The organism is Streptomyces sp. NPDC058335 (genome assembly GCF_042723915.1).
Taxonomy (GTDB): Bacteria; Actinomycetota; Actinomycetes; order Streptomycetales; family Streptomycetaceae; genus Streptomyces.
In genome coordinates, this window is sequence record NZ_JBHXHX010000011.1 from 129393 (window position 1) to 147296 (window position 17904).

Consider the following 17904-nt stretch of genomic DNA (forward strand, 5'->3'; position numbering starts at 1 on the left):
GCACCGAGCGCGTCCGGCGATACGCAGCACCGGCCTGCCGATGAGGGGGCCGGTGCCGACGCAGTCGCCGCGCTCGGCACGCTCGGCCCGCTGGTTGGGCGTGAGGTGATCGTCGGCGACGTCGGAGACGCCGATCCGGCCGCCGGGCTTGAGGACCTGGAAGGTCTCGGTGAACACGGCCTGCACGTCGATCGTGCCCGCCGGCAGCGGGATGGCCTCGATGGTGCCCTTGAGGACTCCACGTTCCTCGCACCGGCCTTCGCTGCGTCGGCCAGCGCGAGGGCGAGCATCTCCCTGATCATGTCCAGGCCGTATGCCTTGCCGGTCGCACCGACGCGGCGGGCGGACAGCAGGACGTCGATGCCGCCGCCGGAGCCCAGGTCCAGGACGTGCTCGCCCTCGTCGAGGTCGGCGACCGCGGTCGGGTTTGCCCCAGCGAGCCACGCCGCGACAGCGCCAACCGGAAGCTCATCGGTCTCGCCTTTTCCTTCATGTCCTGTGAGCCCGGGAACACGACGGTCCCGCTGAGCTCTGCACGGTCCACTGCTCCATCTCCCGGTTCTGCCAGGTGAGGGGCGGGACACACGGTGTGGGCCGGGGGTCCCTACAGCAGGGCGCCGCCGGACACTTCGAGGCGCTGGGCGGTGACCCATCGCAGGTCCTCGGAGACGAGCACGGTGATGGCGTCGCCGCTCTTCGACGAGCTGATCGTCCCGTCCTACCTGAGCGGCATCGCTCCCCGGGACGATCCACGCGCCGTCTACGTCATGGGGCAGCCCGGAGCGGGCAAGCTGCTGGCCGCCCGGATGGTCCGCCGCGCGATGCGGCTCGGAACAACGGCGAGGACGACCTCGTCCACGCCGGCCGCCGCGGCGATGTTCGCGAGCTCCGCGATCCCGGCGAGCGCGTCCTGGCCGACCTTGAGCGGGCGCACCCAGATCAGACCGACCGGCTCGCCACGGGCGGCGACTGGGCCATGAACGCCCACAGTTACCGGAAACTGCGGCTCTCCCACGCGTGGGTCCTGGAACAGTTCCGGGTCGCCGGGCTGCGTCCCACGCGGGAAGGTTCCGGGCCGGGCGGCATGCGGATCGTGGCGCTCAGGCGTGGGTAGGGAGGCGTCCCGGCGCGCGGCAACCTCCGAGCGGTCGGCGGCGACCAGAGGGGGAAGTGAAGGCACGTGAAATCCCGCCCCCAAAAGGGAGATCATCATGCGCGCCCGCATCGCAAGACTGCTCACCGTCTTCGCCGCCGTCCTGGCCGTGCTGCTCGCGCCCGGCCTGACGACCCCGTCCGTGGCACAGGCGACGAACGACCGATCGGCCCGGGAAAGGACCCAGGACCACGTTGTGGCCCAGGTCCTGGCGAAGGCTCAGGGCCAAGCCGAGGCAGCGGTCGCCTCGGCGGACGTCTGGAATCCACCCGCGAACCTGGTCCAGCCCCTCAACGAGGTCTGGAACCACGTCGAGTCCACCTACGGCAACCTGTACGGCTTCCGCAACTACGGCTGGGACCAGATCATGGCCAACCGCGGCAGCGTCAACTACTGCGTCCGCTGGGAGTCGGACCAGCCGGTCAGCGCCGCCCTGCGCGACCAGATCCACGCCGCGCTGAAGAAGCAGTTCGGCAAGTGGATGGCGGCGATGGTCGACAACGGCGTCGGCCACAACGCTTGGCCGTACACCAACGTCCCCGTCAACATCGTCGGCTGGGCGGTGAAGAACCGCTCCACCCTCCAGTGGAGCGACAACTCCGTCGACATCTACACCAACATGCTGGACGGTGGCGGAGCCCCGCAGTGCGCCCCTGACTGCGGCCGCTTCTTCCACCAGGACGGCAACTACTCTCGCTGTCCCGGCGGCGCCGCCCGCCACTACGACCAGTCCCTCTGGCTCACCGAGGGCTTCGGCGGCGGCGCCGGCGGCGACTGGGGGCAGCGCATGGGCCGCTCCTACTTCACCGGCGCGCTCAACCAGGAGAACATCCACATCTACCTGCACGAGGTCGGCCACACCTTCGGCCTCGACGACTTCTACGACTGGTCCCCGACCGGCCAGTGCTGCTTCCTGATGAAGGCCGGCAGCGCCACCCAGATCACCGAGTTCGACAAGTGGATGTTCCGGGACTTCTGGCGCCACATGAAGTACCGGTACGGTCTCTGACACCTCCCTCCACCGACCTTCGCGGGGCCATGACAGATGTCATGGCCCCGCTGTGAAGATGATCGTCCCCGCGACGGATGTAAGGAGCACCGGCACCTCGCGACAATCACCTGACAGAGCCCGGGAGTTGACCGTCCAGGCCCATCAGGAACGTCAGAAACGAGGGAACAGCCGCGCGTTCAAACGTCTCGTCGGGACCGCGCTGGGCACCACACTCCTGCTCGTCACGGCGGCGCCGGCTGTGGCGGCCGCCCCCGGAGCGGCGGGAGCGGCACCGGTGCCCACCAGGCTGGACCGGGCCGAGCTGCGCGCCACGCTCGACGCGATCCACGGCCGGGATGTACGGCACCTACTCGTCGGTGTCGCTGACCGCAACCCAGGAAGCCGCGCAGATCCGCGGCGAACCGGCCACTGAACGGCCCGACATCTACCGCAACGACCTCGCCAAGAGTCTCAACAACCTATCGCTCCGACTGGGAGAGCTTGAACGGACGGCGAAGGCACTGGACGCGATGCGCGAGGCGGTCGCGATCCGCCGCGAGTTGGTCGCCATCCAGCCGGAGCGGCACTGGTTCGCCCTTTCCGTCAACCTCACCAATCTGTCGACGCGCCTGGTGGCCGCGGACTGCCACGAGGAGGCACTGGTCGCCTCGGAGGAGGCCGCGGCGATCCGCCGCCAGCTCGCCTACACCGTTCCGGACGCCACGTTGATGGCTCCGGTGAGCATGCCCTTGGCGAAGTGCTTCTGCAGGAAGGGGAAGATCTTCTTGCCGGATGTGGAGAGCGGGCGTGTTTTTCAGACGCCACCAGGCCCCCTGACGCCCGGTTCACATCGCGATCCGGAGCTGGCAGGAGGCCCTTCGTCAAGCCGTTCAGTTGATGCGGACGATCTTCCAGAACTGGTCGTCGATGTTCAGGTCGTTCCACTGCACGACTGCTGCGCCGTTGCTGGTGGAGGACTGGGCGACGGCGGCGTTGAGGCCGCTGTTGAGGTTCTTGAGTTCGTAGTAGCCGTTGCCCGCGTCGCTGAGGGTCCACTTCTGTGAGTCGGTGGTGGAGGGGGTGGTCTGGACGACGGCGGCTCCTGCGGTGGTGGAGCTGCTGCGGATGTCCAGGTTGAGGTTGCTGTTGACGTTCTTGACCGTCCAGGCTCCGCCGCCCGCGGACTGGAATGTGAACAGTTGGCAGGCGCAGGCGGAGTTCTGCCACTGGTCGGCGGCGGTGCCGGTGGCGGCGGAGGCGTTGGGTATGTCGAGGTACTTGCCGCTGTTCTTGTTGACAAGGATGTACTGTCCGGTGCCCAGTGGCGGCGGGGCGGTCTGGGTGAGGTTCCAGCGCTGGCAGGCGCAGCTGGTGCCGCTCCACTGAACGGCGGTGGTGCCGGGGGCGGTTGAGGCGTCCGGGATCTCCAGGTATTTGCCGGTGACGCGGTTGGTGAGGGTGTAGCCGCCCGCGGGGTGCGGGGCGACGGCCCATTCGTGGTCCAGGGTGCCGTTGTCGTCCCATTGGAGGATCCTGGCACCGTTGGCGCTGGACTGGTTCTCCACCCCGAGGACCTTGCCGCTGGCGGCATTGAAGATCTTGAAGTAGCCGGACGACTGCTGCACGAAGCGCCACTGCTGGTCGGTGGCGCTGGTGGTGTTCTGCTGGGTGGCGTAGGCGCCGTTGGTGGTGGAGCCCCCCGCCATGGCGAGCTTCAGGTCACTGTTCGTGTTGGACAGGGTGTAGGTGGCACCGTCCGAGATGCCGCCGCCCAGATCGATGGTGCCGTAGGTGACGGGGTTGGAGAGGTTGCTGCCTCCGTTGCCGCCACTGAGCACGAGCAGGCTGTGGCCGTCGGCCAGGGGGACCATGCCGCGGCTGTAGCCGCCGGCGACGTTGGAGCTGATGCGGGTCCAGGTGTTCGCGGCGCCGTTCTGGGTGTTGAGGAACAGGTCGCTGGTGCTGTAGGCGCCGACGACAAGGGTGCCGTTCGGACCGCCGGTGGGCAGCCACGTGATGTACGGGGTGCTGGTGGGGACCACGCCGTCCGTCGAACGCAGCGGAATGCCCGTGACGGAGTCGAACGCCTCCGGGTCGGCGGAGATCTTGTAGTAGACGGCGAAGTTGCCCGAGGGTGAGCCGCCGTACTCGTACGTCATGACGTAGTTGCCGTTGGGCAGCTTCGCGACGGTGGCCATGCCCGGACGCTGGCTGAAGGTGGGCATCGCCACGTCGTCGACGACCGGGCCCCAGGTGCGGACGTCCGTGGAGACCTGGTGCACGATCTTCTGGCCGTGGTCGAGGTCGCGCTGGTCGGAGTAGTAGACGATCAGCTTGCCGCCGGAGACGAGGAAGAACGGCTCCCACACGGGAGTGTTGCCATTGCCGTTCTGGTCGAAAGCCGGGCCGCCGGTGGCGATGTTACTGACGAAGCTCCAGGTCTGCCCGCGGTCGGTGCTGGCATAGACATCGATCTTGATGGCCGAACGGTCGGCGGGGACGGAAGCTCCGGCGGCCAGGATCGTTCCCGCCGGGAAGCCGCCCACTGCGGTGGGGAGTTCGAACAGCTCGGGCTGCCAGCGCATGCCCCAGCCGTTCTGCGTGTCGGCGACCTCCGAGATCTTCGTCCAGGAGTTGCCGTTGTCCGTGCTGCGGTAGATCGGGAAGACCGGTGTGCCGGAGGAGTACTGCTCGAACGTCGCGAGCATCGTGCCGTTGGCCGAGCCGTTGTGCTGCATACGCATCGCCCGCGGGTAGAGCGACCCGGGCGAGGGCGCACCCGACGGCGGGGTGTACATCGTCTGCGAGGGACGGGCCAGGGCGTCCGCCCGGCCGGTGGGCATGACCATGGTCATCACCGAGACGAGCAGGATGAAGGCCAGGGACAAGAAGGAGACGGGACGGGAACGCGGAGCGGCGCCGAGTCTGGCGCCTGTCTGCGCAGGGGACATTGCGGCTCCCAGGAGAAGGTGTGTTTCGGTGTCCGCCGGCTGGAAACGGCTCAGAGTGACGCGGCGGAGTTCGTTGGGCGCGTGGCCCGGGGGACAGCCGGGCGACACTGCAGGGCGCTGCTCGCGAGTGCGGGGGGGGACGCGGCGCGACAAGTCCGGAACGGCGGAGGTGGAGCGCCCCGGCGTGTGGGTGCGCCGGAGCAGTGGCACGGGGGGGGTGGGGTGGGTCAGAGGGAGGACGGAGGCGCGGTAGAACCGCGGACGATCAGTTCGACGGGTGGTTCGTTCGCCGGCGGCAGTTCGGTGTCAGGCTTCTCCATGGCGTGCAGGAGAAGCCGGATTCCTTCGCTTGACGCCGCCTCGAAGGGTTGACGGACGGTGGTCAGAGGTGGGGAGACGTAGGCGAAGACGGGGTTGCCGTCGAAACCGACGACACTGACGTCTTCCGGTACACGACGACCGCTTTCCCGCAGGCCGTGGATCAGTCCGATGGCCATCTCGTCGCCCGCGGCGAACACCGCGGTCACGAGGCGGTCCGAGGCCAGCCCGAGGCCCGCGGCATACCCTGAGGCCGCCGACCAGTCGCCGTTCAGCACGGGCGGTTCATGCGCGCCCCGGTCCGCCAGCGCCGCCCGCCATCCCTCGATGCGGTCCTTGGTGGCGTACCACCGGCGCGGACCGGCGAGGTGATGGACGGTCGCGTGTCCCAGGTCCAGCAGGTGTTCGGTGGCCGCGCGGGCCAGCTGATGCGCGCCCACGCCGACGGTCAGTGTCCGGGCGGCGGTGAAGGCGGGTGGCGCTCCGACGAAGAGGACCGGCACGTCGACGCCGAGCGGGACTTCACCCTCGACGATGGGTACGGAGACGACGATGCCGTCCACGCCCTGCTCCAGGAGTGATTCCAGCGCGCCGGCGATGCTTTGCGGGTCGCCGTCCGGGGTGTTGACCACGCGCAGTGCGTAACCGGCGTCCCGTACGGCCTGTTCGATGCCCACGAGCAGGGAGGCGGTTCCATATCCGGCGGTGCCCAGAGCAACCACACCGATGGACCGGGTGCGGCCGGAGGCCAGTGCCCTGGCCGCGTGGTTCAGCCGGTATCCGAGCTCCTCGGCGGCCGCCAGGACACGTCGGCGGGACTCGTCGGAGACGTACGGCTCGTTGTTGAGGACCCGGGAGACCGTCTTGCGTGAGACGCCGGCCAGCCTGGCCACGTCCTCACTGCGCGGCGCGGAGGAGCTCGCATTGCGCTCCAGCCCTGTCGTCATCGAGTCTCCTCATGGCCATGTGTTCTCCATCGAGCGAGGTCATTACGTGACCGACCGGTCTGACCGCGCGGTCAATGTCTACGCATCTGCCGAGCACACGTCAAGAGTTCTCGCAATGGCACTTGCCTCCGGCGCGACGGAAGCCGACACCCGTTGCCTGACGGAGCAAGGTGCCCGGTGGCTTCTGAGGAAGGCATGCTCCTGCGTGCATTCCTGCACTTCATACGGCGATTAACGGAGCCCGGACGGTTCGATGGCCAGCCGTGTCAGACCCATCCGTCCGGCCCGGCTGCCGGCGAATGAGACTTCCGGCCGGACCGGGCACCTCGTGGATTCCCGGACCGAAGTCTTGACAGCGAGTCCACGGAGCGTTCACGCTTCCTGGCGTTCGACGATCGTGTTTGTTTGGTCGTGTTGGATTCTCGTTCTCGTCTGACCGTCAAACGGTCCCTCGACGACCCACTCTCCGTCTCACCCCCATCCGGCTGACGTGCCATACCTGGGCACCGCCAGCCCAGTAGGAGCCGAAATGCACCGTTCCTCCCCCGGTCAGTTCATGCCTGGCACCACCCGCCGCACTGTGCTCCGCGGCCTCGGCGGAGCCGCGGTACTCGGTGCCGGCATCCCTCTGCTGAGTGCCTGCGCCGACAGTTCCGCCTCGTCGGACGGCAAGACCGTCACCGTCGGCTCCAACGCCTCCGACGCCGTCCCGAAGAAGGCATACGGCGACGTCTACGCCGCCTTCACGAAGCAGTCGGGGATCGAGGTCGCCATCAACACCAAGGACCACAACACCTTCCAGGAGCAGATCAACTCCTACCTCCAGGGAACGCCGGACGACGTGTTCCAGTGGTTCGCCGGCTACCGGATGCAGTTCTTCGCGGACAAGGGTCTGGCCACCCCGATCGACGACGTGTGGAAGACGATCGGCGGCAACTTCCCTCCAGCGATGCACGACCTGAGCAAGGGCCAGGACGGCAAGTACTACCTGGTGCCGCTGACTACGTCGCCGTGGGCGGTCTTCTACCGCAAGAGCGTCTTCCAGAAGTACGGTTACGAGGTCCCCACCACATGGGACTCGTACGTCGCCCTGTGCAAGCAGATGAAGAAGGACGGCCTCGTCCCGATCGCGTTCGGCGACAAGGACGCCTGGCCGGCGATGGGTTCCTTCGACCAGATCAACTTCCGCGTCAACGGCTACGACTTCCACGTCGAGCTGATGGCGGGCAAGGCTTCGTGGACCGACGCGAAGGTCCGCAAGGTCTTCGACACCTGGGCCGAGACCCTCCCCTACCACCAGGAGGGCGCGGTCGGCCGTACCTGGCAGGACGCCGCCCAGACGCTGGTGGCGAAGAAGGCCGGCATGTACATGCTCGGCATGTTCGTGGCCCAGCAGTTCACCGACAAGGCGGACCTGGACGACCTCGACTTCTTCCCCTTCCCCGAAATCGACCCGGCGTACGGGCAGGACACCGTCGAAGCGCCGACCGACGGCATCATGCTCAGCAAGAAGCCCAAGAACCGCGCCGGTTCCGTCAAGCTGCTCGAATTCCTGGGCACGCCGCAGGCCGAGGAGACCTATCTCAAGGCCGACCCGAGCCTCATCGCCGCCTCCTCGAAGGCCGACACCTCCTCCTACAGCGCCCTTCAGAAGAAGGCGTACGAGATGATCGGCGGCGCGAAGCACCTCACGCAGTTCATGGACCGTGACAGCCGCCCGGACTTCACCTCGACGGTGATGCAGCCCGCGCTGCAGAAGTTCGTCCGCGACCCCAAGGGGATCGACGGCCTGCTGTCCTCGATCGAGCGCCAGAAGAAGACGATCTTCGCGTCCGGCTGAGACCGACCCTCCCTCCGAAGCGGATGAACACCGACACCATGAGCTCCGAAACGACCACGACGGTCCCGAAGGCGGCCGCCGTGCCGCCTTCGGGCCGTGCGCCTGAGAAGAAGCAGGTCCCGCAGGGCCACAAGCGCCTGCTGACCCGCCGTGACCGCATCACGCTCGGCCTGATGGCCGGCGTGCCCACCGTCCTGCACGTGGCCCTGGTCTGGGTCACCGCGCTGGCCTCGATCGCCCTGGCCTTCACCAGCTGGGACGGCATCGGCTTCGACTCCATCAAGTGGGTCGGGCTGGACAACTTCAAGCAGCTGTTCTCCGACAACCCGCAGTTCTGGCCGGCCGTCGAGCACAACGTCATCTGGTTCGTCGTGCTCATCCTGATCCCGACGCCGTTCGGCCTGTTCCTGGCCGTGCAGCTGGACAAGAAGATCAGGTTCAGCCGCGTCTACCAGACCGCGTTCTTCCTGCCGGTCGTGGTCTCGCTGGCCGTGACGGGCTTCGTCTGGCAGCTGGTCTACAACCCGGACACGGGCCTGATCAACAGCCTCATCGGGGCCAACGAACCCGGCCACTACATCGACTGGATCGGCGACCCGAACCTCAACCTGTGGGCCATCCTGATCGCCGCCTCCTGGCGGCACACCGGCTACATGATGATCCTCTACCTGGCCGGCCTCAAGGGCGTCGACCCCTCCCTGCGGGAGGCCTCCGCACTGGACGGCGCCAACGAGTGGCAGACATTCAAGAACGTCATCTTCCCGACCCTGCGCCCCACCAACACCGTCGTTCTGGTCGTCACGATCATCGAGGCGCTGCGCGCGTTCGACCTGGTCTTCGTCTTCAACAAGGGCGCCCAGGGGACCGAACTGCTCTCGATCCTGGTCACCAACAACATCATCGGCGAGTCCAGTCGCATCGGATACGGCTCCGCGATCGCCGTCGTCCTGCTGGTCATCTCCCTCGTCGTGATCATCCCGTACCTGATCGCGACCTTCCGGAAGGAGCGGCAGGCATGAGCACCGCCCTGGTGACCAAGCAGCGCACCCCCGTCCGTCCCGCCCGCGTCCTGTTGCACGCCTTCCTGGTCGTGACGGCCTTGGCCTGGCTGGCCCCTCTCCTGTGGGCTGCCTTCTCAGCGCTGAGGCCCTACTCCGAGACAAGCGAGAAGGGCTACGTGTCCTGGCCCGACAAGCTGAGCCTCGACAACTTCACCAACGCGTATCTGCAGTCCGACATGCTGCACTACTTCGGAAACACGCTGCTCATCGCGGTCCCGGCCGTGCTGGTCACCCTCCTGCTGTCCTCGATGGTCGCCTTCTATGTCAGCCGCTTCGACTTCCGCCTCAACATCGCGCTGCTGTTGGTCTTCACCGCGGGCAACCTGCTGCCGCAGCAGGTCATCATCACCCCGCTGTACCGGATGTACCTGCTCATCGACCTGCCGGGCATCACGACGAGCGGCAAGCTGTACGACTCCGCACTGGGCCTGGTCCTGATCCACGTGGCGTTCCAGTCCGGCTTCTGCGCCTTCGTGCTCGCCAACTACATGCGCTCGCTACCGCACGAACTGACCGAGGCCGCGCTCGTCGACGGCGCCTCCGTCTGGCGCCTGTACTGGCAGATCGTGCTGCCCCTGTGCAAACCCGCGATGGCCGCCCTGGGGACGTTGCTGTCCATCTGGATCTACAACGACTTCTTCTGGGCGCTCGTGCTGATCTCCACCGGCGAGAACATGCCGATCACCTCGGCGCTGAACAACCTGTCCGGCCAGTACTTCACCGACCCCAACCTGGTCGCCGCCGGTGCCCTGCTCACCGCGATCCCCACCCTGATCGTGTACTTCGCGCTGCAGCGACAGTTCGTCAGCGGCCTCACGCTGGGCGCCAACAAGGGCTGACACACCCCCACTCGTCCCACCCCCTACACCCCTACACCCCTCCCGGAGCACCACCAGTGAGTACCGCACGCCGTCTCCGCATTCCTGGAATCGCCTACGGCGGTGACTACAACCCCGAGCAGTGGCCCGAGGAGGTCTGGGCCGAGGACATGCGCCTGATGCGCCAGGCCGGGGTGACCATGGTCAGCATCGGCATCTTCTCCTGGGCCCTGCTCGAACCGGCCGAGGGGGTCTACGACTTCGCCCGCATGGACAAGATCCTCGACCTGCTCCAGGAGAACGGCATCGCCGCCGACCTGGCGACACCGACGGCGGCCCCGCCGGCCTGGTTCTTCCACAAGCACCCGGAAACGCTGCCGGTCGACCGGGACGGCCGCGGACTGTCGTACGGCAGCCGGCAGACGTTCTGCCCAAGCAGCCCCGCCTACCGCCGAGCGGCGCTGCGTATCGCCGGAGCGCTCGCCGAGCGCTACGCCGACCACCCGGCCGTCGCCATGTGGCACGTGCACAACGAGTACGGCTGCCACAACGACGCCTGCTACTGCGACACCAGCGCCGCCGCCTTCCGCACCTGGCTGCGCGCCCGCTACGACGACCTGGACGCCCTCAACCACGCTTGGGGTACTACGTTCTGGAGCCAGTGGTACCACGCGTGGGACCAGATCCTGCCGCCCCGCACCACATCGGCTCCCCCGAACCCCACCCACCAGCTCGACTGGCGCCGTTTCTGCTCCGACGAACTGCTCTCCTTGTGCACCGCCGAACGCGAAGTACTGCGCCGGGCCGCTCCGGATACCCCCGCGACCACCAACTTCCTGGTCCTGCGCACCATCGACGCCCTCGACTACTGGCGTTGGGCACCGGAGCTGGACATCCTCTCCAACGACCACTACCTGCTGTCGGACGACCCGGAGGCCGAGGTCGACATCGCCCTCCACGGCGACCTGATGCGCTCGCTCGCGGGCGGCCCGTGGTTTCTCATGGAGCACTCGACCGGCGCTGTCAACTGGCAGCCCGTCAACCGCGCCAAGCGGCCCGGGGAGATACACCGCAACGCGCTCGCGCACGTCGCCCACGGTGCCGACGGCATCGCGTTCTTCCAGTGGCGGGCGGCGAAAGCGGGCGCCGAGCAGTGGCACTCGGCGATGCTGCCGCACGCCGGCACCGACAGCCAGATCTGGCAGGACGTCGTCCAACTGGGAGCAGACCTAAGGGCGTTGGCCGAAGTGCGGGGTTCCACCAGCACGGCGCAGGTGGCGATCGTGTGGGACTGGGACGCCCGCTGGGCCCTGGAACTGCCCTCCCAGCCCAGCGGCGAGCTGCGCTACCAGGACCTGGTTCGGGACTGGTACACCCCTCTGTGGCGGGCCGGGGTCGCCGTCGACTTCGTACGCCCCGACGACCCCGAACTCGACCGCTACCGGCTCGTCCTGGCACCCTCGCTGTACCTGGTCACGCAGGCGGCCTCGGCGAACCTCGCCCGGTTCGCCGAACGCGGGGGCACGCTGGCCGTCGGCTTCCACAGCGGCATGGTCGACGAGAACGCCCATGTGTACCTGGGCGGCTACCCCGGCGCGTTCCGCGATGTCCTCGGCGTGGTCACCGACGAGCTCTTCCCTCTGCTGCCGGGCGAGAGGACCGGCCTGACCGGCGACGTAGCCTCGGGCGCCACGGCCGACCTGTGGTCGGAACGCATCCGGCTCACCGGCGCACAGGCCGTCGCCTCCCACGCCGACGGCCCACTGGCCGGCCACCCCGCCGTCACCCGCCACCGGCACGGCAACGGCACCGCCTGGTATCTGGGCACCCACCCCGACCAGGAAACTCTCGCCGAGCTGCTCCACCGCATCCGTCAGGAGGCCGGCGTCACACCGGAGCATGACGCACCCGCCGGGATCGAGGTCGTCCGGCGCCGCGGCGCGCAGGCCGACTACCTGTTCCTCATCGACCACACCGGCAAGGGCGCCGAAGCACCTGCCGAAGGCGTCGAACTCCTCACCGGCACACCGGTCACCGGAACCGTCACCGTCCCACCGGGAGGAGTCGCCGTAATCCGCGAGCCCCGCTGACGCGTCTGGAGAAGTGAGCGGACGGCGGCACCACGCCAGGTGCGCGGCCCGGTCACCTCCGCTGTGCGAAGCCACTGATCAATACATACCGGCGGTGAAGCGGTGGTGGCCGACGCAGTCAGCACGAGGACACCGCGCCATCTCTCCACCCGAGTAGGACTGGATTCGCGACGCTCAGGCCCAGGGGGGTGGGTACGGCCGGCCGCACCGGCGTCTCGTCGGCCCCGCGAGGCCGCTAGGTCGTGTCGAGCCGCTTGAGAGAGCTCTTCCTCGTTCGGCTGATTCCTTCGTCCGAGGATCTTGAAGATCTGGCGGCAGATGTTGCGTCTGAGGCATCGCTGGTCGTCACGAGGGTGTCGTGTCTGCGCAGGTACACCAGGCCGACAAGCGCGCGCTGGTGTGGCGGTAGTTTGCAGCGGCGGTCACCCTCGCGGGTGACGATGAGCATGGTGGCCCACTCGACCAGGACGTGCGGCAGGTCGAGTGCGGCAGAATACGGAACCAACGGGGCTCCTGTGCCTGTGGGTCGAGACTTCGAACACCTCCCCCAACGGCACGGGAGCCTCGTGCGTTGCGCACACCACAAGCGTCACCCGATCAGTGGCCGTACTCAAAACCCTCACTACCTGAACCAGCCTGTCAGGCGCTCGGGCCGGTGCGCACGAAGAGGCAGAACGGGTGGCCCGCGGGGTCGCACAGGACCCGCACGTCGGCCTGGGGTTGGAAGTCCGCCACTGTTGCCCCCAGAGCAAGAGCATGCTCGACCGCTGCTGACAGATCGTCCACCTCGATGTCCAGATGCATCATCATCTGCTGCTCTGACCGTGTGGAGGGCCACTGCGGACGGATGAAGAGCGGTTCCGTCTGGAACGACAGTCCGGCACCGTCGTCGGACGCTGCGATCTCAACCCAGCCCGGTTCTTCCTTCCGCACCGGCCACCCGAGCAGGCCCTGGTAGAACTGCGCCAGCTCATGAGGGTTCGGTGCATCAAGAGTGGTCGCGGCCAACGTGAATCGCGGTTGGGGCTTCATGAAGTGCTGCTGCCCGGTTCTGCTGCTGACAGGCCGGCCGTCCACCAGCGGACCGCTGCCAACGCCTCGTGACATCCCTTCCGACGTCCCCTCGATCCATTGTTTCATCGCGGAATTGGCGGTTGATGCGGTTGTGCGGGGTCGCGCCAGGAGATGGTGGCCTCGCCGGTGAGGTGGCAAGCCAGGAGGTCGGTCATGGACAGGTGGATCATGGCTTCGGAGCGGGCCCTCCGGGTCCGGCGTGCGGTCCGCGACGAGCGGCTACGGTGGTCCCACCGCCTCCCGTCGGGCCGGGGCGCACCGGGAAAGGGCGGATCGGCGGGCGGTGACGCCGGAAGGGGGCGGACGGGGTGGCTGGACGGGCACGCTACGGGGCCGGGGTGGTGGCCTTGGCGGGGGTCGCGCTCCTGATCGGGCTGCTGGGACGGCCTTCGGGCGGCGACGGCGATACTGGCGGAGTCGCCACGACCCCGGCTTTCTCCGTCGCCCCGGGATCCTCCGGGCGGCCGGTCACCCCGACGGCCCCGGTGCCGGAAAGCCCGGTGGAGACGCGCCTCGACCTCTTCTCGTTCGGTGGCCTGTGCCAGGAGGAGGGGAGTCGTCCGGTTCCCCGTGCGGCACGCGTGTCGGCGTCGGGACCCCGCCCTCTGGTCGTCCATGTCAACGGGCTGCTGCACCAGTTCGAGGGCCGCGGCGGCTTCGACCGCGCCGACCCGTTCACGCCGCTGCCCGAGCGGGTGCAGCTCGTCGCCTGCGCCCGGTACGAAGGTCCGGGGAAGCTGCTCAAGGTGTGCCGGTACGAGTCGCCCGTCGAAGTGGGCCGGGAGATCTCCCATTTCGAGGGCCGGTACGTGGTTCGGGTCCTGGAGGCCCGTACCGGCCGCCTGCTCGGCACCCACCGCATGGCCGGCCGCACCTCCGCCGCCTGCACACCGTTCGTCGAGGGCGGCGCGGACACCGAAGAGGTCAACCCGCCCGGCGACGCCGCGTTCCGGGAACTCCTCGACCCGTACGCACGCGCCGAGAAGCCCTGAGCGGGGCGGCGTCTCGGCCTGTCGCAACGACAGTGTGCGGCGCTACCCGGCAGGATCCGGACGCCGGGCCCCAGTTGAGGATGCTCGTCGCAGAGGTCCCAGCGCTGCACCGGCGAGCAGACCGAGGCCGCCCTGCCCCGGAGGAACCGCGCTCCTCCCTCGCCGGTGAGGCGGCTGGCCATGAGGTCCGTCATGGCGAGGGGGTTGATGGCTTCGGAGCGTTCGGGGAGGGTGTCGTAGTCGCGGGCGCAGGCGGCGGTGAAACATGAGCCATCCGTAGGGCCGCTCGACCGCCCACTGCTTTGACTGCGGGTGGTGGTCGCGGCGATGGATGGACGATGACTTCGTGGCTGGTCAGCGGGCGGGTTTGATGCGGAGGACGGCGGCCGCATCGAGGATGTCGACGACCTTCAGGCTCATGGCGTCGTTGATGGTCGCGGCGGGTCCCTCCCCGCAACTGAACCCGACACTGCCTTCGCCTTCCGACGACACGCCGCCGCCACCGGAGCAGCCCGAGACGCTGTAGCCCGACCCTGTCAGCTGGGCGACCATGTCGACCTTGCCGCCCGCGATCGCCGTCACCTTGATCGGCCCGAGGCCGTACGTTTCCGGCACCGTCACCGTGTCTCCCACGGCGACCTTGATTTCGCATGTCCCGTCAGCACACGGCCCGGTTGGCGAGGGCGACGGCGTGGCCGTCTCTGTGGGGCCGGACACCGACCCGGATGCGGACCTGCTGGGCTGGCGCTCGGCGGTGGACCCGTCCGAAGAATCCGAGGAACACGACGTAAGTGCGGCGAACACGCAGGTGACAACAACGGCCACTGCGGCGGTGGGTGACGTTCTTCTACGCATCATGATTTCCATTGAACCCCGCCGCCTGCCGCCCAGGCAGGTGCGTGCAACCGCGGCCCGGCCGTCTTCTCACACCCAGAACTTGATGGGCGCGGCGTAGCGCTTGCGGGCGTGGTGACCGCGCCGTCGCAATGCCCAGGTGACCGCCCTGGCAGCGGTTCTGCGCGACCCGGAGTCCAGCACCGCGCGGCAGGTGAACCAGATCGGCACCAGCAGTGAGGCGTTGTAGTCGGGCTGTCCGAAGCCGACGCGCCGGTCCGAGACATACACCTCGTCGGGCTCGCGACCTGGCACGGCGCGCGCGATCCTGGTCGCGGTGACTACCTCCGCGCTGGTCTCGACGTAATAACCGTCCCGCGTATACGCCTCAGGCATGAGCGCTCTCCACGCTGTCGATGGTCCGGTCGTCCTCGCTGGCGCGCCGCGCAGAATGACGCTGCGCGGCCCGTAACAACAGATACAGGAAGCGGTGCGGGGCAGGGAAGGGGCCGCCGCGCGCAGCGGCACGACGGCTACGAGGTGATACTGCGGGGGTTCCCCGCGCTGGCGCCGCGGCGCCGACGATGAACAGCAGTGACTGGATTGGCGCTCGCCACCCGCCGGTCACTCCAGCGGAGTCACCTTGGTCGCCTGCGGGCCCCTCGCACCCCGCACGATGTCAAAGGCCACCCTCTGCCCGGCGTCCAGGGTTTTGTAGCCGTTCATCTGTATCGCGCTCCAGTGGAAGAAGACGTCCTCAAAGGCTCTCGGTACTGGGGCCGGTTTGCCTCGCAACCTGCTCCACCAGCTTCGGGGTGGCGGGGAAGAGGAAGGAGTCCAACCGTCAGGCGTGATCCAGCCGTATCCCTTCTCCGAATTGAACCACTTGACTGTTCCTTCAGCCATGTCCGCCTTCCGTTCCATTCGATCGGTACGTCCGGGCAGTGACGAGGCTGCCCTGTGGCTGCCAGGACCGCTCTGACTCTCGGCCTCGGCCTAGATGATCGATTCCAAGGGGGGCGACCCGATGAGTCGAGGCCGGTCCATACGCCTCGGACATCGGCCGATCACCCGATGGGCCAGCCGATGACCTGGTCGAGCTGAAGGTCGCGGAGGACAGCGTTGTCCAGCTTGATGCCGGTGGTGTTGGTCAGCCCATGAGGCGAGGTGCCGGTGAGGACCTGACCGAATCGCGCGCCGGTCAGATCCGCCGCCCGGAGGTCCGCGCCGGTCAGATCGCAGCCCGCCAAGGAGACCCCACGCAGGGAGGCGCCGCTCAGGTTGGCCCCGCGAAGGTCGCACAGCTTGAAGCGGCAGCCGTCCAGGGTGGCTTGACGCAGATCAGCCCCGCGAAACGAGCACCGCGTGAACCACAACTGCTGCAAGCGCACCGATACGAGATCACCACCGTCGAACGACTCCCGATGCAGAGCCGCATACCGACGGCGGGACGCCAGGTCTTCCTTTGCCGTCACCACTCTGCCCATGCCGGACATCGTGTCAGCCCTGGGAGACGGTTGTCGTCGGCAATTGCGGGCTCCGCACCACCGGCCAGCCCAGAAGGATGTGCGGAACCGGCACGCGGGGTAGGTGAGGGAGTCCAACGTCGGTGTGTGAAGACTGAGTTGGACTCCCTCGCGACCGCACTTTATGTGAAGATGGACGACCTGTTGAAGGATTCGCCGCAGCTTGCCCCGTGGCGGCCGGCGGTGGGCATCGCGCCGCAGTTGAGTGACGCCGAGCTGGTGACCTTGGCGATGATGCAGGCGATGCTGGGCTTCACCTCCGAGGCCCGGTGGCTGCGGCACGCCCGCGCCCACCTGTGGCATCTGTTCCCCTACCTGCCCCTGCAGCCCGGCTACAACAAGCGGCTGCGCAAGGCCTCCGAGCTCATCCGGCGCGTCACCCGCACGCTGGCGGTCGACACTACGCTGTGGACCGACGACGTGTGGGTCGTGGACTCCACACCGGTCGAATGCGGCCGCTCCCGCGAGACCGTCAAACGCTCCGACCTGGCCGGATGGGCAGAGTACGGCTACTGCGCCAGCCACTCGCGGTTCTTTTGGGGCCTGCGCCTGCATCTGGTCTGCACCCTTCACGGCCTGCCCGTCGCCTTGCCCTGACCGGCGCCAAGGCCGACGAACGTGAGACCCTGCTGGACCTGCTCGCCGCCGAGCCGTACCTCATCGGCGAGCGTCCCGGCCAGACACTGATTGGGGACAAAAACTACTTCGGCCGCGAGTTCGAGCAGCAGCTGGCGGAGCTGGACATCCGCCTCCTGCGGCCGGCCCGCAAGGGCGAGGCCGAGCGGTCCGGATCACAGCTGTTCAAGCCGCTTCGGCAGGTCATCGAGTCGGTCAACGAGACCTTCAAAGGACAACTCGACCTCGAACGCCACCGCGGCCGCACACCCGCAGGCGTGGCTGTCCGCGTCCTGCAACGCGTCCTCGCACTCACCGCCGCCATCTGGCACAACAACCACACCGGCCAACCGGTCATGCGCACACTGACCGCCTACGACCACTAAACCCCTTGGAATTGATCATCTAGTGCCGGTACGACGCCAAGAGTTCGGAAACAGGTGCCCATCCTTCACTGACACAGAAGGCCGTTGATCGTCCGGCGGTGGCATCGACGAACGTTCGCTGGCGCAGGTCAACTACATTCTGTACTGCTCACGAGTGCGCACGAGGCATGATCACCAGTGTCACGCTCACGCTCTGCCAGAGTGACAGTTTGGGATTGTCCGGTGAAGGCGGACCTTGACCAATTGCCACTGGGGTTTGACCGGTGACGAAGAAGGCTGCTCAGCCATCTTCCGGGACGTCCGGCGCC

13 protein-coding genes and 6 pseudogenes are annotated in these 17904 nt (G+C 67.8%); 9 read left to right on the forward strand and 10 right to left on the reverse strand.

Features of this window, described 5'->3' with window-relative positions:
• Positions 1-57: 57 nt before the first annotated feature.
• Positions 58-479: pseudogene (locus ACFWJX_RS22705) on the reverse strand (methyltransferase domain-containing protein); the annotation flags it as partial.
• A 165-nt stretch (positions 480-644) separates the two neighbouring features.
• Between ACFWJX_RS22705 and ACFWJX_RS22710 the strand changes: the two are divergent.
• The 3 genes and pseudogenes from ACFWJX_RS22710 to ACFWJX_RS22720 all read left to right on the forward strand — a co-directional run.
• Entirely contained in the window at positions 645-980 is a 336-nt protein-coding gene (locus ACFWJX_RS22710; protein WP_383246015.1) for a hypothetical protein, read from the forward strand.
• Positions 981-1211: 231 nt separating this feature from the next.
• Positions 1212-2162 (forward strand): hypothetical protein, encoded by a 951-nt coding sequence (locus ACFWJX_RS22715; RefSeq protein WP_383246018.1) that lies wholly within the window; start codon positions 1212-1214, stop codon positions 2160-2162.
• A 338-nt stretch (positions 2163-2500) separates the two neighbouring features.
• Positions 2501-2698: pseudogene (locus ACFWJX_RS22720) on the forward strand (hypothetical protein); the annotation flags it as partial.
• Positions 2699-3034: 336 nt separating this feature from the next.
• On the opposite strand, the gene ACFWJX_RS22725 reads toward ACFWJX_RS22720, so the two are convergent.
• Together ACFWJX_RS22725 and ACFWJX_RS22730 are read right to left on the reverse strand one after the other, a co-directional pair.
• Entirely contained in the window at positions 3035-5095 is a 2061-nt protein-coding gene (locus ACFWJX_RS22725; RefSeq protein WP_383246021.1) for an RICIN domain-containing protein, read from the reverse strand.
• A 227-nt stretch (positions 5096-5322) separates the two neighbouring features.
• Positions 5323-6360 (reverse strand): LacI family DNA-binding transcriptional regulator, encoded by a 1038-nt coding sequence (locus tag ACFWJX_RS22730; RefSeq protein WP_383246023.1) that lies wholly within the window; start codon positions 6358-6360, stop codon positions 5323-5325.
• Between the two features lie 529 nt (positions 6361-6889).
• Between ACFWJX_RS22730 and ACFWJX_RS22735 the strand changes: the two genes are divergently transcribed.
• From ACFWJX_RS22735 to ACFWJX_RS22750, 4 genes are read left to right on the forward strand one after another with little or no spacing between them, the layout of a single operon-like run.
• Positions 6890-8200, forward strand: a complete 1311-nt coding sequence (locus tag ACFWJX_RS22735; RefSeq protein WP_383246026.1) for an ABC transporter substrate-binding protein — start codon at positions 6890-6892, stop codon at positions 8198-8200.
• Positions 8201-8238: 38 nt separating this feature from the next.
• Positions 8239-9219 carry a carbohydrate ABC transporter permease gene (locus ACFWJX_RS22740; RefSeq protein ID WP_383246029.1) on the forward strand — a complete coding sequence of 327 codons (981 nt, stop codon included), beginning with the start codon at positions 8239-8241 and terminating at the stop codon, positions 9217-9219.
• Positions 9216-10100 carry a carbohydrate ABC transporter permease gene (locus ACFWJX_RS22745; RefSeq protein ID WP_383246031.1) on the forward strand — a complete coding sequence of 295 codons (885 nt, stop codon included), beginning with the start codon at positions 9216-9218 and terminating at the stop codon, positions 10098-10100. Before ACFWJX_RS22740 ends, ACFWJX_RS22745 begins: the two co-directional genes overlap by 4 nt.
• 56 nt (positions 10101-10156) lie before the next feature.
• Positions 10157-12169 (forward strand): beta-galactosidase, encoded by a 2013-nt coding sequence (locus ACFWJX_RS22750; RefSeq protein WP_383246034.1) that lies wholly within the window; start codon positions 10157-10159, stop codon positions 12167-12169.
• 349 nt (positions 12170-12518) lie between these two features.
• On the opposite strand, the pseudogene ACFWJX_RS22755 reads toward ACFWJX_RS22750, so the two are convergent.
• Positions 12519-12674 (reverse strand): annotated as a pseudogene (locus tag ACFWJX_RS22755) (IS5/IS1182 family transposase); the annotation flags it as partial.
• 134 nt (positions 12675-12808) lie between these two features.
• Complete coding sequence (locus tag ACFWJX_RS22760; RefSeq protein ID WP_383246037.1) at positions 12809-13309, reverse strand: VOC family protein; 501 nt, start codon at positions 13307-13309, stop codon at positions 12809-12811.
• Positions 13310-13551: 242 nt separating this feature from the next.
• On the opposite strand from ACFWJX_RS22760, the gene ACFWJX_RS22765 reads away from it, so the two are divergent.
• Entirely contained in the window at positions 13552-14235 is a 684-nt protein-coding gene (locus ACFWJX_RS22765) for a hypothetical protein (protein ID WP_383246040.1), read from the forward strand.
• Positions 14236-14393: 158 nt separating this feature from the next.
• On the opposite strand, the pseudogene ACFWJX_RS22770 reads toward ACFWJX_RS22765, so the two are convergent.
• The 5 genes and pseudogenes from ACFWJX_RS22770 to ACFWJX_RS22790 all read right to left on the reverse strand — a co-directional run.
• A pseudogene (locus ACFWJX_RS22770) lies at positions 14394-14541 on the reverse strand (IS5/IS1182 family transposase); the annotation flags it as partial.
• 48 nt (positions 14542-14589) lie between these two features.
• Positions 14590-14868 carry a hypothetical protein gene (locus ACFWJX_RS22775; RefSeq protein WP_383246043.1) on the reverse strand — a complete coding sequence of 93 codons (279 nt, stop codon included), beginning with the start codon at positions 14866-14868 and terminating at the stop codon, positions 14590-14592.
• A gap of 291 nt (positions 14869-15159) precedes the next feature.
• A complete protein-coding gene (locus tag ACFWJX_RS22780) occupies positions 15160-15465 on the reverse strand; it encodes a hypothetical protein (protein ID WP_383246046.1) in 306 nt (101 codons plus the stop codon).
• A 228-nt stretch (positions 15466-15693) separates the two neighbouring features.
• A pseudogene (locus ACFWJX_RS22785) lies at positions 15694-15828 on the reverse strand (cold shock domain-containing protein); the annotation flags it as partial.
• A 308-nt stretch (positions 15829-16136) separates the two neighbouring features.
• A complete protein-coding gene (locus ACFWJX_RS22790) occupies positions 16137-16556 on the reverse strand; it encodes a pentapeptide repeat-containing protein (RefSeq protein WP_383246049.1) in 420 nt (139 codons plus the stop codon).
• A gap of 126 nt (positions 16557-16682) precedes the next feature.
• On the opposite strand from ACFWJX_RS22790, the pseudogene ACFWJX_RS22795 reads away from it, so the two are divergent.
• Positions 16683-17596 (forward strand): annotated as a pseudogene (locus ACFWJX_RS22795) (IS982 family transposase).
• The last annotated feature ends 308 nt before the right edge of the window (positions 17597-17904 follow it).